This window comes from Lentzea fradiae, assembly GCF_900100955.1.
GTDB lineage: Bacteria > Actinomycetota > Actinomycetes > Mycobacteriales > Pseudonocardiaceae > Lentzea > Lentzea fradiae.
In genome coordinates, this window is sequence record NZ_FNCC01000004.1 from 465,844 (window position 1) to 480,084 (window position 14,241).

The 14,241-nt window shown below is 69.6% G+C and carries 16 protein-coding genes; 13 read left to right on the forward strand and 3 right to left on the reverse strand.

The window, feature by feature from the left end; genetic code table 11:
• Positions 1-6: 6 nt before the first annotated feature.
• Positions 7-393: a hypothetical protein gene (locus BLT23_RS11880; protein ID WP_090048436.1), complete on the reverse strand. Its 387-nt coding sequence runs from the start codon at positions 391-393 to the stop codon at positions 7-9.
• A gap of 254 nt (positions 394-647) precedes the next feature.
• Here BLT23_RS11880 and rpmE point away from each other — a divergent pair, with 254 nt between their 5' ends.
• The 5 genes from rpmE (at position 648) to prmC (ending at position 5,523) form a co-directional block, all read left to right on the forward strand.
• Positions 648-860 carry a 50S ribosomal protein L31 gene (gene rpmE / locus BLT23_RS11885; protein WP_090048438.1) on the forward strand — a complete coding sequence of 71 codons (213 nt, stop codon included), beginning with the start codon at positions 648-650 and terminating at the stop codon, positions 858-860.
• 88 nt (positions 861-948) lie between these two features.
• The gene (prfA, locus tag BLT23_RS11890) at positions 949-2,013 is read left to right on the forward strand and encodes a peptide chain release factor 1 (RefSeq protein WP_090048439.1); all 1,065 of its coding nucleotides are present in this window, start codon (positions 949-951) and stop codon (positions 2,011-2,013) included.
• A 22-nt stretch (positions 2,014-2,035) separates the two neighbouring features.
• The gene (locus tag BLT23_RS11895; protein ID WP_176946700.1) at positions 2,036-3,244 is read left to right on the forward strand and encodes an acyl-CoA thioester hydrolase/BAAT C-terminal domain-containing protein; all 1,209 of its coding nucleotides are present in this window, start codon (positions 2,036-2,038) and stop codon (positions 3,242-3,244) included.
• A gap of 9 nt (positions 3,245-3,253) precedes the next feature.
• Positions 3,254-4,639: a dihydrolipoyl dehydrogenase gene (gene lpdA / locus BLT23_RS11900; protein WP_090048617.1), complete on the forward strand. Its 1,386-nt coding sequence runs from the start codon at positions 3,254-3,256 to the stop codon at positions 4,637-4,639.
• A gap of 14 nt (positions 4,640-4,653) precedes the next feature.
• Positions 4,654-5,523 carry a peptide chain release factor N(5)-glutamine methyltransferase gene (gene prmC, locus BLT23_RS11905; protein WP_090048618.1) on the forward strand — a complete coding sequence of 290 codons (870 nt, stop codon included), beginning with the start codon at positions 4,654-4,656 and terminating at the stop codon, positions 5,521-5,523.
• Between the two features lie 239 nt (positions 5,524-5,762).
• On the opposite strand, the gene BLT23_RS11910 is transcribed toward prmC, so the two are convergent.
• On the reverse strand, positions 5,763-6,086 hold the full coding sequence (locus BLT23_RS11910; RefSeq protein ID WP_090048442.1) for a hypothetical protein: 324 nt from the start codon (positions 6,084-6,086) through the stop codon (positions 5,763-5,765).
• Complete coding sequence (locus BLT23_RS11915) at positions 6,083-7,687, reverse strand: hypothetical protein (protein ID WP_090048444.1); 1,605 nt, start codon at positions 7,685-7,687, stop codon at positions 6,083-6,085. Before BLT23_RS11915 ends, BLT23_RS11910 begins: the two co-directional genes overlap by 4 nt.
• 301 nt (positions 7,688-7,988) lie before the next feature.
• Between BLT23_RS11915 and BLT23_RS11920 the strand changes: the two genes are divergently transcribed.
• The 8 genes from BLT23_RS11920 (at position 7,989) to BLT23_RS11955 (ending at position 14,224) form a co-directional block, all read left to right on the forward strand.
• Positions 7,989-8,936: a TIR domain-containing protein gene (locus BLT23_RS11920; RefSeq protein ID WP_090048445.1), complete on the forward strand. Its 948-nt coding sequence runs from the start codon at positions 7,989-7,991 to the stop codon at positions 8,934-8,936.
• 193 nt (positions 8,937-9,129) lie between these two features.
• The gene (locus tag BLT23_RS11925; RefSeq protein WP_090048447.1) at positions 9,130-9,780 is read left to right on the forward strand and encodes an L-threonylcarbamoyladenylate synthase; all 651 of its coding nucleotides are present in this window, start codon (positions 9,130-9,132) and stop codon (positions 9,778-9,780) included.
• A gap of 97 nt (positions 9,781-9,877) precedes the next feature.
• Positions 9,878-11,017 carry a glycosyltransferase family 4 protein gene (locus BLT23_RS11930; protein WP_245743902.1) on the forward strand — a complete coding sequence of 380 codons (1,140 nt, stop codon included), beginning with the start codon at positions 9,878-9,880 and terminating at the stop codon, positions 11,015-11,017.
• A gap of 106 nt (positions 11,018-11,123) precedes the next feature.
• Positions 11,124-11,570 carry a Cg1360 family ATP-synthase-associated protein gene (locus tag BLT23_RS11935; RefSeq protein WP_090048450.1) on the forward strand — a complete coding sequence of 149 codons (447 nt, stop codon included), beginning with the start codon at positions 11,124-11,126 and terminating at the stop codon, positions 11,568-11,570.
• A gap of 149 nt (positions 11,571-11,719) precedes the next feature.
• Positions 11,720-12,496, forward strand: a complete 777-nt coding sequence (gene atpB, locus BLT23_RS11940; protein WP_090048452.1) for a F0F1 ATP synthase subunit A — start codon at positions 11,720-11,722, stop codon at positions 12,494-12,496.
• Between the two features lie 64 nt (positions 12,497-12,560).
• Positions 12,561-12,809, forward strand: a complete 249-nt coding sequence (locus tag BLT23_RS11945) for an ATP synthase subunit c family protein (RefSeq protein ID WP_090048453.1) — start codon at positions 12,561-12,563, stop codon at positions 12,807-12,809.
• A gap of 29 nt (positions 12,810-12,838) precedes the next feature.
• On the forward strand, positions 12,839-13,387 hold the full coding sequence (locus BLT23_RS11950; RefSeq protein WP_425434371.1) for a F0F1 ATP synthase subunit B: 549 nt from the start codon (positions 12,839-12,841) through the stop codon (positions 13,385-13,387).
• 9 nt (positions 13,388-13,396) lie between these two features.
• Positions 13,397-14,224 (forward strand): F0F1 ATP synthase subunit delta, encoded by an 828-nt coding sequence (locus BLT23_RS11955; protein WP_090048455.1) that lies wholly within the window; start codon positions 13,397-13,399, stop codon positions 14,222-14,224.
• The last annotated feature ends 17 nt before the right edge of the window (positions 14,225-14,241 follow it).

Consider the following 14,241-nt stretch of genomic DNA (forward strand, 5'->3'; position numbering starts at 1 on the left):
CGGCGGTCAGCGGGAGTCGGACGCGGACCAGTTCTCGTCGGACTCCACAAGGCACAGGAACACCAGCCCCAGCAGCACCGGGAGCCCCACGACGGTCGTCACGAGCGCGGGCACCTCCACCGCCCCGACGATCACCCCGGAAGTCAGCAGTGCCACCAGGTACGGCCACCGCAGCCAGACCCGCTGCCAGGGCCGCGTCCACCGGACCTCGCCCGAGACGCCGATGGCCACCGCGATCCCGGCCCCGGACACCACCGGGGACAGCCCCACGGTGCTCCAGGAAGCCGTGACCAGCCCGGCCGACCCCATCAGGCCGAACACGGCGGCGGTGAACAGGAACGGGACCGAGAGCCACAACGCGAGGTTCATCGGGCGTTCGGCGGCGCAGAACACGGCGAACAGTCTGATGGACCCGAACCAATTTCTTGGGGCGGTATCCGGCCGACGGCCGCACCTTGCGCTGAACGGCCTACAGGGGACGGTGAACGGCTGTGACCTACCGCACGGCGACGGGCGTCGGGACGTCCGGGGAACAACCGCGTTTTTGCACGTGTTGAACGGTCTGGCAAACTAAACGGTCGAGTCCGGCTCCGGTTCACCCGTTCACCAACTGGGACCCGGCGGCCATCCTTGAAAGGGACAAGATCTTGAAGACTGGAATTCACCCGGAGTACACCACCACCGAGGTGACGTGCAGCTGTGGCAACAGCTTCACCACCCGCAGCACCACCTCGGCGGCCGAGGTCCGCGTCGAGATGTGCTCCAACTGCCACCCGTTCTACACGGGCAAGCAGCGCATCCTGGACACCGGCGGTCGCGTCGCGCGCTTCGAGGCGCGGTACGGCAAGCGCAACAAGTAGCTGCTTCCACGGCGCCTGATCCCGGCAGAACTGCCGGGGTCAGGCGCCGTTGTCGTCCGCACAGCCCATCTCAGAGGAGCCGAAGACCGTGTCGCAGTCGCTTCCCAGCCTGCTCGCCGAGTACGACGAGCTCGAGAAGAAGCTCGCCGATCCCGGCGTGCACGCCGACCAGGCGGGGGCGCGCAAGCTCGGCAAGCGCTACGCGCAGCTCGGCCCGATCGTGCGGACGGCGCGGGAGATCGAGCAGCTGCGCGACGACCTGGAGGCGGCGAAGGAGCTCGCCGCCGAGGACAGGACGTTCCAGGACGAGGTGGACCAGCTGCAGGACCAGCTGCCGAAGCTGGAGGAGAAGCTCAGCGAGCTGCTGCTGCCGCGCGACCCGCACGACTCCGACGACGTGCTGCTGGAGATCAAGTCCGGTGAGGGCGGCGAGGAGTCCGCGCTGTTCGCGGGTGACCTGCTGCGCATGTACACGCGGTACGCCGAGCGCCAGGGCTGGAAGGTCGAGATGCTCGACGGCACCGACTCCGACCTGGGCGGCTTCAAGGACGTCACGGTGTCCATCAAGACCAAGAGCCCCACGCCCGACGGCGTGTGGAGCCGGTTGAAGTGGGAGGGCGGCGTGCACCGGGTGCAGCGCGTGCCCGTCACCGAGTCGCAGGGCCGCATCCACACCTCCGCCGCCGGCGTGCTGGTCTTCCCGGAGACCGAGGAGACCGCCGAGGTCGAGATCGACGAGAAGGACCTGCGCGTCGACGTCTACCGGTCCAGCGGCAAGGGCGGCCAGTCGGTCAACACCACCGACTCCGCGGTGCGCATCACGCACCTGCCGACCGGCATCGTCGTCTCCTGCCAGAACGAGCGCAGCCAGCTGCAGAACAAGGCCCGCGCCATGCAGGTGCTGCAGTCGCGGCTCGCCGCGCTGGCCGAGGAGCAGAAGGCGCAGGAGCAGTCCGACGCCCGCCGCACCCAGATCCGCACGGTCGACCGCAGCGAGCGCGTGCGGACGTACAACTTCCCCGAATCACGCATCTCCGACCACCGGGTTGGGTACAAAGCGCATAACCTGGACCAGGTGCTCGACGGCGACCTGGACGCGGTGGTGGAGGCTCTCGCCGCCGCTGACCGGGCGGAACGGCTCGCAGGCGGGTAGACCGACGTGAGAGGGGCGCGTGGTGGCCGAGATCCTGGTGGAACCGCTCAGCGCGCCTCTGGACGCACCGGTCGAGATCAGGGTGGCGGGGCTGAAACCCGGCCAGTCGATCACCGTCGCGCTGTCCACCGGTGACCGCGCCTCCCGTGCCGTCTTCGAGGCCGACGACCGCGGTCTGGTCGACCTGACCCGGCACGCCCCCGCCGAGGGCGCCTACTCCGGTGTGGACCCGATGGGCCTGTTCTGGACGCTGGAACGCACCGGCGGCAAGGCGGGCCCGGTCGTGCTGTCCGTCGAGGGCGTCGGCGACCGCGTGCTGGAGCGGCTCGCCGTTCCCGAGGGCGTGGAACGGCAGGAGGTCCGGGAGAACGGTCTCGTGGGCACCCTCTTCGCCCCTGAGGACGACGGTGGCGACCTGCCGGGCGTGATCGTGCTGGGCGGCTCCGAGGGCGGTCTCCAGGAGACGGACGCGGCGTTGCTGGCCGCGCACGGGTTCGTCACGCTGGCGCTGGGCTACTTCGGCGTCGAGGGCCTGCCGGACCACCTCGTCGACATCCCGCTGGAGTACTTCGGCGACGCGATCGAGTACCTGTCCGAGCGGGCGAGCGGCATCGGTGTCGTGGGCGGGTCGCGCGGCGGTGAGCTGGCGCTGCTGGTCGGCTCGACGTTCCCGCAGGTGAAGGCGGTCGTCAGCGTGGTGGGCAGTGGCGTGGTGACGCAGGCGATCGGGCCCGGCGCGAACCTGCTGCAGAAGCTCTCGTACGAAGCCGCCTCGTGGACGCGCAAGGGCGAGCCGCTGCCGTACCTGCCGTACTACGTGGGCGAGGAGCTGCGGGCCAAGATGGTCGACGGCGAACCGGTGCCGCTGCGGCTCGCGTTCGACCTGGAGGACGGCGTCCCGGAGGAGGCCGAGATCCCCGTCGAACGGATCTCCGGCGGTGTGTTGCTCATCTCGTCCGGGCACGACGACTCGTGGCCCTGCGTGGAGCTGAGCGAGGTCGCGCTGCGGCGCTTGAAGGACCACGACCACCCCTTCCCGCACGAGCACGTCGTGTATCCCGAGGCAGGACACCTGATCGCGGGCCCGCCCCACCGGCCGGTCACCGACGTCACCTACCCGGGGCCCGGTGTCACCTTCTCGGGTGGTGGTGTTCCGCGCGCCACCGCGCACGCCAGGGTGGACGCCTGGAAACGGACGGTTGAGTTCTTGCGGGAGCAGCTCGGGACCTAGGGTGTGCTCATGAGCGCACACTTTGATGTCGTCGTCGTGGGTGCGGGTCCCGGCGGGTACGTCGCCGCGATCCGTGCGGCTCAGCTCGGGCTGAAGACCGCCATCGTCGAGGAGAAGTACTGGGGCGGCGTCTGCCTGAACGTCGGCTGCATCCCGTCGAAGGCACTTCTGCGCAACGCGGAGCTGGCGCACCTCTTCACGCACGAGCAGAAGACGTTCGGCATCAAGGTCGACGGCACGGTCAGCTTCGACTACGGCGCCGCGTGGCAGCGCAGCCGCAAGGTCGCGGACGGGCGCGTCAAGGGCGTGCACTTCCTGATGAAGAAGAACGGCATCACCGAGTACAACGGGTGGGCCAGCTTCACCGACGACCACACCCTGACCGTCGGGGACGACACGATCACCTTCGGCCACGCCATCATCGCCGTGGGCGCCACGACCAGGCTGCTGCCGAACACGCGGAAGTCCGACCGCGTCGTGACCTACGAAGAGCAGATCATGACCGAGGACCTGCCCGGGTCGATCATCATCGCCGGCGCGGGCGCCATCGGCGTCGAGTTCGCCTACGTCATGCACAACTACGGCGTGAAGGTCACCATCGTCGAGTTCCTCGACCGGATGGTGCCGCTCGAGGACGCCGAGGTCTCCGCCGAGCTGCTCAAGCGCTACAAGAAGATGGGCGTGGACGTCCGCGTCGGCACGCGCGTCGAGTCGATCGACGAGTCGGGCGAGAAGGTCCGCGTCACCGTGTCGAAGAACGGCGCGGAGGAGGTCCTGGAAGCCGACAAGGTCATGCAGGCCATCGGTTTCGTGCCGCGCGTCGAGGGCTACGGCCTGGAGAACACCGGCGTGAAGCTGACCGAGCGCGGCGCGATCGACATCGACGGCCGCGGTCGCACCTCGGTGCCGCACATCTTCGCCATCGGCGACGTCACCGCGAAGCTGATGCTCGCGCACACCGCCGAGTCGATGGGCGTCATCGCCGCCGAGACCATCGCGGGTGCCGAGACGATGGAGCTCGACTACGTGATGATCCCGCGCGCCACGTTCTGCCAGCCGCAGATCGCGTCGTTCGGCTACACCGAGGAGCAGGCCCGCGAGAAGGGCTTCGACGTCCAGGTCGCGAAGTTCCCGTTCACCGCGAACGGCAAGGCCCACGGTCTCGCCGAGCCGGGCGGCTTCGTGAAGCTGATCAGCGACGGCAAGCACGGCGAGCTGCTCGGCGGCCACATCATCGGCCCCGAGGCGACCGAGCTGCTGCCGGAGCTCACGCTGGCGCAGCAGTGGGACCTCACCGTCCACGAGGTCGCGCGCAACGTCCACGCGCACCCGACGCTCAGCGAGGCAGTCAAGGAAGCGGTGCACGGCCTGGCCGGGCACATGATCAACTTCTGAGGTCCCGACCGATGATGAACCGGCAGCCGCTCCGCCTCGCCGTCTCCGAGGCGGCCAGGATCCTCGCGGACGCGGGGGTGGACAGCCCGCGCGTCGACGCGGAGTACCTGGCCGCCCACGTGCTCGGCGTGGAACGGGGGCGGCTGCCGCTCATTCCGCTGGTCGACCCGCCGGTGATCGACCAGCTGCACAAGCTCGTGCGGGTGCGCGCCTCGCGCATCCCGTTGCAGCACATCCTCGGCTGGGCTCCGATGGGGCCCGTGGACGTCGAGGTCGGGCCGGGGGTCTTCGTGCCGCGGCCGGAGACCGAGCTGCTGCTGGAGTGGGGCCTGAAGGCGGTGGCGGGCGTTACGGCACCCGTGGTCGTCGACCTGTGCACGGGCACGGGCGCCCTGGCGCTGGCCATCGCGGCGTCCCGGCCGGACGCCGTCGTGCACGCCGTGGAGATCGACCCGCAGGCGCTGGCGTGGACCCGCCGCAACGCCGACGCCCGCATCGCGGCGGGGGACACCCCGATCCGCCTGCACTCCGGTGACGCCACCGACCCGTCCCTGCTGTCCGATCTGGACGGTCAGGTCGACCTGGTGGTGTGCAACCCGCCCTACGTGCCGGAGGGAACCCCGGTGCAGCCCGAGGTGGGCGAGCACGACCCGCACCACGCGGTGTTCTCCGGCGCGGACGGCCTGGACGTGATCCGGCACGTCGTGTCGGCCGCCGCCCGGTGGCTGCGTCCCGGCGGTGCCGTGGCGATCGAGCACGACGACACGCACGGCGAGTCGGTGCCGGCGCTGCTGTCGGCACGCCGGGTGCTCACGGACGTGGCCGACCACGCCGACCTGGCCGGACGGCCGCGGTTCGCGACCGCCCGCAAAGCCGGTCTCTGAGCCTGCCTCCGGCAATGCCGTCCGTAACCTTCCGGCAATGCCGTCCGTAACCCCTCTGCCCCGCTCGCAACTCTCTTTCGCGTTTCCCTTGCCGCACGCGGGGCCCTTTCGTACTGTCTCGGCGTACGCGGGGTCCCCGCGTACTAAAGCCACGTCACGCGGGGGAGGCGGGGACCGCTGGGCGGATGACACACGGGGGTGTGATGGGCAAAGGCGGAACGGCACCTCTGGCACAGCGCTCAGAAGAGCGCGTCGAAGGCCCTCGCCAGGTCCTTCATCTGCTCGCCGACGCCGCGGTCGGCCAGCTCCTCCATCAGGTGGTGCGCGACGTCCCTGCTCGGCCTGGGCTTGCGCGCCTCCGCCCGCAGGTCGTCGACCGCCTCGATGGTCGCCGTCGGCGCCAGGGTCGCGCGCAGCTCGGCGCGCAGCTCGTCGAGCAGCCGCAGGACGGCGCTGACGTCCTGGATGCGTCCGATGTGGACGTTGCCGGTCCTGGCGGAGCCGCTGGTGCCCACGTTGCTGCCGATCACCGGTCCGCGGATCTCGAAGTTCCGTTCGTTCATGAGCGTTCCTTGGCCTTGCGGATGGACGTGTCACCGGTGCGCGCCTTGCCGGCCGTGGCGATGTTGCTGGAGATCACCGGGCCGGTGATGTGCACGTTGTTGTTCGTCACCTGCATGGCCTGTTCCATGAACTCGGTGACCGAGATGCCCCTGCTCTCCAGGAACTCGCCCAGCGTCCGCAGCAGCCGCGACTCCAGCACCTTGATGTAGCGCTCGACGTCGGTGAGCTGGAAGTAGTTGTCGACCTCCTTCCTGCTGGCGAGCTCGCGCAGGCTGGTCTTGGCGCCGTAGCGCTCGGCGACGAACGTGCCCTCCGCCTGGTGGATGGGCGTCATCCAGCTGACCGCCGTCGCGAACCGCTTCGCGAGCGTCGCCGGGAACCTCACCAGGTCGGCGGCGGCCTCCAGCAGTGGTCGGCCCGACTGCTCCGGCAGCACGTCGATCTCGCGGTGGCGTTCCACGATCGGGTGCAGGATGCACGGAGTCCACTCGGCGTAGAGCATCTCGTCGTCGAGCCCGAACGTCAGGTAGGCCGACACGACGACGTCGCGGTCCCACGTCTCGACCTGGAACGCGCGATAGTGGCGCATCCACTCCATCGGCCGGGACACCAGACCGTCCACGACGGACCTGTCGACGGTCGTGCGCGGCGAGTGGTCCCTGTCCGGCAGGACGATCCGCGCCGCCTCGTCGTCGATGTGGTCGACCAGCTCGACCGAGGAGACGACGACCTTGTCGCTCGTCCTGAGCTCCCGCAGCCGGTGGCCGGGCGAGAGCGAGGGCGACCTGCCCGTCTTCAGCAGCTCCGCGGTGAGGTGCTCGTACAGCTCGACCAGGGTGAACCCGGGCAGCGGCACGTCGGTCTTCGCGCCTCGGGCGGGCTTCAGCGGCAGCGCCATCGACCACGGCTCGAACATCGTCCCGGACCCGACGAACGGCCGGTAGCCGTGGTAGACGACCACCTGGGCCGCGTCCGGGTCGTCAGGTTCCTCGTCCTCGTCGACCGGGTACAGCGCGAGCGCTTCGACGTAGCTCGAGTGCCCGAGCCGCCGCAGTTTCCACTCGTTGCGCCAGAGCCCCTCCTCGCCCGCGCTCGTGCGGAAGTGCGTGCGGCGGAAGCTCTTCGTGACCAGCAGCCAGACGACGACCCGGTCGGCCAGCAGCACCGCGAAGAGCAGGATCACCGCGACGATCGTGATCGCGAGCCCGGCGTCGTAGCTCTCCGGCTCGTACTCCTCCCAGTAGTAGCTGCTGTACCTGTCGGCGGCGGCGAGATCTTCCGTGAACTTGTAGAGCACGAAGAACAGCGCGATGACGCTGGCGATCGTGCCGAGCGCGAGCGGTCCGCGCATGTGCGGCGGCAGGGCCTGCCGCGGCTTGCGCTCGAACGCCGGCCGCGCCGAGGTGGCGAGCGCCGCGCCCACCGCGACCAGGAACCACGCCCCGAGGAACGTTCCGCTTCCGGCGAAGAGCGCCACCACCGCCAGCACCAGCGCCAGCGAGTCGCGCACCTTGCGCCGCGTGCGCGCCGCCACCGCCTCCCGCAGCACCGCGCCGGCGTTGACGCCCGGCGAGCGGGGAATCGACCGGGTCGCCTCCACGAGGTACTCGCGAATGGCCGAGTCCGCGAACTCCTCGTCGCGGTGAGCGGCTCCGCAGAGGAAGCGCGTTGTGTCGTCGCGTAACTTCGGAACTGCCTTTCCTGTCGCTTCCGGCGGAGTTGACATTGTCCTGTCCACTTTCTGTCATTGAATTAAGCGACGGGTGTCTGTGCTGGTCACGGACGTGCTGAGACAGCGGACAACGCATATTTCACCCTATCGGTGGCACAATAACGGTGCCAGCTCGGAATGGGGTGCGAATGCCGGAACAGCGAATTGTCAATGCGCCGAACGAGGGCAGATGACGCCCTTCCCGGACGCTCCGCCGATCCGCCTCTTCCTCAGCTACGCGCGGCAGGACGACGTGGTGATGGACTTCGTCGGCCCGTTCGCCGAGTCGCTGCGGCACTACGCCCACGCCGACCGCGGCCGGGCGCTGGAGGTGTTCCTCGACCGCGACCAGATCGGCTGGGGCGACCTCGTGCAGCCGGTCCTGCGCGCGGCGGTGCGCGGCGCCACCGCGTTCGTCCCCGTGCTGACCCGCCGCTACTTCGACCGCCCGTACTGCCGCGAAGAGCTGTTCCTGTTCCACAACCAGGCCGTCGTCGACGGCGTGCGCGGCCTGCTCCTGCCGGTCGTGCTGCTGGGCGAGGACTTCCTCACCGAGGACAACGAGGACCTGGCCGTCCGGATCGTGCGCGAACGCCAGCACCGCAGCGTCCGCGAAGCGTGGCTGGAGGGTCCGGGCTCACCGGCGTGGCGACGCACGATGGTGGCGCTGGCGTCCGAGGTGGTCGACGCCGTCGAGGCGGCCGAGCAGGCGCTGGCGGCCGGCACCCCCGCCGCCCCCGCCGACGCCGCCGGTGAGCTGGACCGGTTCTCGGCGGACGTCTCCCGCATGGCCGAGGTCGCGGGCGCCGTCGTCGCGGAGTTCCGGACCCGGCTCGGCGACTGGTCCGGTCTGCTCGCGGCGGCCACCCGGCTGCGGGACGCCGGTCGCGCGTTCGAACGCCGCGCCTTCGAGGTGGACCGGGTCCTGCGCGTGACCGGTGCGTCGTGGGCGTTCCCGCCGGAGCTCGACGACGTGCTCCCCGGAGTGGAGGCGTTGCTGGCGAGCACCCACCGCCTGGAGGTCTCCGACGTGCCCGCCCGCCGCACGATGGCGGTGTTCCGGGAAGGGCTCGTCGCGCTGCGCAGCGGCACGCGGGTCGTCCAGACGTGGCCGGAGTTGCCAAAACCTGGTCAATAACGCGACGTCAGAAGGTTTTCAGGGCCGAACGGACGTAAGTTCTGCTGCGGGGAGGGCACGCGGTCACGCGCCCGGAGGAACCGTCGCCTCGCGCGTGACCGCGTGTGCGGCCGGTCCGGGGAGCGGACCCGTTCGGAGGGCACATCGCGGGCCTTGCGCCACCCGCCGGGGACGGCTGGCTAGGCTCAGCGAGGTGAGCACGGTCTACGACTGCAGCGAACCGGACAACCGCGCGGCGGGACTCGCCGCGGCAGCCGGCGCGGTGCGCAGCGGGCGCCTCGTCGTCCTGCCGACCGACACCGTCTACGGGCTCGGCTGCGACGCGTTCGACGCCGAAGCCGTCCGGAGTCTTCTCGCCGCCAAGGGCCGCGGGCCCGACATGCCGGTGCCGGTGCTGGTCGGCTCCTGGACCACCATCGACGGGCTGGTCCTGAGCGTCCCCCGCCAGGCGCGGGCGCTCATCGAGGCGTTCTGGCCCGGCGGGCTGAGCATCGTGCTGCCGCACGCGCCCAGCCTCGCGTGGGACCTCGGGCAGACCCGCGGCACGGTCATGCTGCGCATGCCGCTGCACCCGGTCGCGCTCGAGCTGCTGCGCGACGTCGGCCCGATGGCCGTGTCCAGCGCGAACAAGACGGGGCACCCGCCCGCCGCCAGCGCGCGGGAGGCGCTCGACCAGCTCGGCGACGCCGTGCCGGTGTACCTCGACGGAGGGCTCAGCGGGGAGAACATCCCCTCGACCATCGTCGACCTCACCGGCCCCGACGCGGTGATCCTGCGCGAGGGCGCGGTCAGCGGAGCCGAGGTCAACGAGGTGCTCGGTGTCGAGGTGGACGTCGCGCGCTGAGGCGCGGCTGCCAGAATTGATCATGACGCCGCGAGTACCGTGGCGAGCACCCCGACCGACCCCGAAATGATCCAACCCCCGAATGATTGGTAGGCCCGTGGGGCCCGCATCCTCGTTCGTCCTTCCCGTGCGCGAGTACCTGCTCGTCGCGCTGATCGCCGCCGTCGTCACGTTCCTGCTCGTCGGGCTGGTGCGCGCGATGGCGTTCCGGCTCGGTGCGGTGGCCTACCCGCGGCAGCGCGACGTGCACGTGCAGCCCATGCCCCGCATGGGCGGCGTCGCCATCTACGGCGGCGTGCTGTGCGGCATGTTCGTGGCGCACCAGCTGCCGGTGCTGCGGGCGGCGTTCGACTTCTCCAACGACCCGTACGGCGTGATCGTCGCCGGCGGTGTCATCGTGCTCGTGGGCGCGATCGACGACAGGTTCGAGCTCGACTCGCTCACCAAGCTCGCGGGACAGGTCACCGCGGCGGGCATCCTCGTGCTGTTCGGCCTCCAGTGGATGATCGCGTGGGTGCCGTGGGACGGCGGCGCGACCATCTCGCTCGACCAGAACCAGGGCGCGCTGCTGACCGTGCTGCTCGCGGTCACCATGATCAACGCGATGAACTTCGTCGACGGCCTCGACGGCCTGGCCGCCGGCATCGGGCTCATCGCCGCCGCCGCCACCTGCGCGTTCTCGATCGGGCTGCTGGTCGAGCGGCAGGGCGCGGTCGAGGCGTACCCGCCCGCGCTGATCGCCGCCGCGCTCGCGGGCGCCTGCCTGGGGTTCCTGCCGCACAACTTCAACCCCGCGCGCATCTTCATGGGCGACTCGGGGTCCATGCTCATCGGCCTCATGCTCGCCGCCGCCACGACCAGCGCCTCCGGCAAGATCAACCAGGCCACCGGCAGCGCCGCGGACCTGCTCGGTCTGCTCTCGCCGCTGATCGTCGTCGCCGCCGTGCTGTTCGTGCCGCTGCTCGACCTGCTGATGGCCATCATCCGGCGCACCCGGCGCGGCGAGAGCCCGTTCTCGCCGGACAAGATGCACCTGCACCACCGGCTGCTGGAGATCGGCCACTCGCAGCGCCGCGCCGTGCTGCTCATCTACCTGTGGGCGGGCGTGCTGGCGTTCGGCGCGGTGGCGCTGACGTTGTTCGACCCGGTCATCGTGGCGACCTGTTTCGTCATCGGTCTGGTCGTGACGTTCGTGGTCTCGGTCATCCCGCGGTTGCGCGAAGCGCGCAAGCCGTGACCCGGTGACACCGGAATGACCGGCGCGGTGTGTTCCAGGTCGCTTTAACCGCCGTTAACCGGGGCTGCCTGCGAGAACCCCGAAGTCGGCCCCTAAACTCCGAGTCATGAGCGACGCGGACAAGGCCGTCACGCACGAGCTGACCGTCCAGCGACTCGCCGGGGAAATGTTCCGCGAGGCCGCGTGGGCCGCGCTCGGCACCTTTGTCCTCGGCGTGGTCGTGTCAACGGTGATCTGGGGGACCGAGGGTCTCGCCGGGTCGTTGATCGGTGGTGCGATCGCCATCGGCTCGAGCCTCGCCACGCTGTTGTTGATGCGCAAGACGGCGGCGCTCGACCCGATGTTCGTGATGGTCGCCGCACTCGGCGGATTCATGGGCAAGCTGATCGTCCTGCTGGCAGCGGTGATCCTGCTGCGCAACCAGGACTGGCTCGAACCCAAGGCGCTCGGAATCACGCTGGTGGCGACTGTTCTCGTCACGTCGTTCCTGGAGGCCAGGGCCTCGAAGCGCAGTCGCAGCCAGATGGTCGTCCCCGCCTCAGAAGGCGCCTAGACCTGCTGATATGGTCCGCGCAGGCCAGGGACACCCGAAGGCAGGGGTGCCTCTGGCAGTCGCTTGCGGACCGTAAGGTACGTTAAGTCCAGATCGTGACGATTCCCCCGGCGGAGTGAACGCCGGCCGGGAGAACCGGAAGGAACACAGTGACCAAGTTGCTGGCTTCGGGGAGTGAGTTCGTAGCTCCGGGTGTGAAGGACTTCTTCCTCCCGCCGATCTTCGGCTCGGTCACGAAGCCGATGGTTCTCCTGGTGCTGTCGATCTTGATCATCGGCGCCTTCTTCATCGCGGCGACCCGCAACCTCAAGGTCGTTCCCGGGAAGTTCCAGTTCGCCGCCGAGTCGCTTTACGACTTCGGGCGCAACAACATCGCGCGTGAGCAGATCGGCGCGAAGGACTTCAAGCCCTTCATCCCGCTGATCCTCACCATCTTCACCTTCATCCTCGTGAACAACCTGTTCGGGCTCATCCCGATCATCCAGTTCCCGACGATGTCGCACATCGGCTTCCCGCTCGCCGTCTCGTTGCTCGTCGTTTACCCGGTCTACCACTTCGTCGGGTTCAAGCGGCACGGCTTCGTGGGCTACCTGAAGCACCAGACGGTTCCGCCGGGCGCGCCCTGGTTCGTGCTCCCGCTGCTGATCCCGATCGAGTTCTTCCAGAAGTTCATCCTGAACCCGCTCACGCTGGCGATCCGAGTCTTCGCGGCCATGTTCGCGGGTCACCTCCTGCTGCTGGTGTTCACCCTGGCCGGTGAGTTCCTGCTGCTCAACGGCGGGCTGACCGTCATCGTGGCGCCGGTGTCCTTCGCCTTCGCCATCGCGCTGACCTTCCTGGAGGCACTGATCATGTGCCTGCAGGCGTACATCTTCGCGCTGCTGTCTGCCAGCTACATCGGCATGGCGCTGGCAGAAGAGCACTGAGTAACAGCACAAAGCCTCCGATCCGCGAAGACTCGCGGACCGAGTTGGAAAGGGAACAGCAACAGTGAGCGCTCTCCAGATCGCCCAGGACGCCGCCAACATCAACCCGGGCCTCGCGGCCATCGGCTACGGCCTCGCCGCCATCGGCCCCGGCATCGGCGTGGGTCTGATCTTCTCCTCGGTCATCAGCGGCACCGCCCGCCAGCCCGAGGCCCGCGGCGTGCTGCTCGGCCTCGCCTGGACCACCTTCGCCATCGTCGAGGTCCTCGCGCTGATCGGCTTCGTCGTGTACTTCATCGCGACCGCGGCCTGACCTAACCCTTCAACGCGTTAGGAGACGTCGTGTACGACACCCTGATCCTGGCTGCGGGGGACGAGGTCAACCCTGTCATTCCGCACACCTCGGAGATCATCCTCGGTCTCGTCGCGTTCCTGCTCCTCTTCTTCGTCATCAAGAAGTTCGTGTCACCGCGCTTCGAGGCGCTGTACGCGGAGCGGACGGCCAAGATCGAGGGTGGCATCGAGAAGGCGGAGCAGGCTCAGGCCGATGCTCAGCGCACTCTCGAGCAGTACAAGGAGCAGCTGGCCGAGGCTCGCGCCGAGGCCGCCCGCATCCGCGACGACGCGCGGGCCGAGGGCCTGCAGATCGTCGAGGAGATGCGCGAGCAGGCGCAGGCCGAGTCCGCGCGCATCATCGCGCAGGGCCAGCACCAGCTCGACGCTCAGCGCGCCCAGATCGTCGCCGAGCTGCGCGCCGACCTCGGCCGCACCGCCGTCGAGCTGGCGAGCAAGGTCGTGGGCGAGTCCCTGGAGGACGAGTCCCGCCGCCGCGGCACCGTCGACCGCTTCCTCAACGAGCTGGACGCCGTCGCGGCGCCCGCGGGCAAGTAGAGGCAGCCGATGACGTTGCATGCCGCAAGTCGTGAAGCTCTGGCAGCCGCGGAACTGCGGCTGCTGGAGCTGGCCGACGCCACCACGTCGACGGACGACCTCGCCAAGCTCGGCGAGGAGCTCTTCTCCGTGCTCGACCTGCTGGTCGCGCAGCGCTCGCTGCGCGGCGCGCTCGCCGACGCCTCCTCCGAGGCGGGCGGTCGTGAGCAGCTGGTCCGCGGCCTGTTCGCGGGCAAGGTGGGCGACGCGACCCTGCAGGTCCTCGTCGCCGTCGTGACCGCGCGCTGGTCCAGCCCGCGCGAGCTCGTCGACGGTGTCGAGTCGCTCGCCCGCACCGCTCTGCTGGTGCGCGCCGAGCGCGCCGGTCAGCTCGACTCGACCGAGGACGAGCTGTTCCGGCTCGGCCGCATCGTCGCCGGGTCGAACGAGCTCGAGCTGTTGCTGGCGGACCCCGCCGGCGACACCGCGGGCAAGGTCGCACTGGTCGACTCCCTCATCCAGGGGAAGGTCAGCCCGGTCACCAAGACGCTCGTCGACCAGCTGGTCCGCAACCCCCGCGGGATGCGCGTGGCGGACGGGCTCTCCGAGCTCGCCGACCTGGCGGCCAAGCGCCGTCAGCGGTCCGTCGCGCACGTGAAGTCCGCGGTGGAGCTGACCGCCGAGCAGATCGACCGCTTGACCGCGACGCTGACCACGATCTACTCGCGCCCGATCGCGCTGCACGTGGAGGTCGACCCCTCGCTGGGTGGCGGCCTCTCGATCAAGATCGGCGACGAGATCATCGACGGAAGCATCGCCGGCCGGTTGGCGGCACTGCGCCGCAATCTCGCCAGCTAGCCCCCGAGCCATTTCCC

Coding starts and splice junctions, on each gene's coding strand:
- BLT23_RS11955 (WP_090048455.1), top strand. CDS start 13,397: ATGACGTTGCATGCCGCAAGTCGTGAAGCTCTGGCAGCCGCGGAACTG.
- BLT23_RS11910 (WP_090048442.1), bottom strand. CDS start 6,086: ATGAACGAACGGAACTTCGAGATCCGCGGACCGGTGATCGGCAGCAAC.
- prmC (WP_090048618.1), top strand. CDS start 4,654: ATGAACCGGCAGCCGCTCCGCCTCGCCGTCTCCGAGGCGGCCAGGATC.
- BLT23_RS11935 (WP_090048450.1), top strand. CDS start 11,124: ATGAGCGACGCGGACAAGGCCGTCACGCACGAGCTGACCGTCCAGCGA.
- BLT23_RS11920 (WP_090048445.1), top strand. CDS start 7,989: ATGACGCCCTTCCCGGACGCTCCGCCGATCCGCCTCTTCCTCAGCTAC.
- lpdA (WP_090048617.1), top strand. CDS start 3,254: ATGAGCGCACACTTTGATGTCGTCGTCGTGGGTGCGGGTCCCGGCGGG.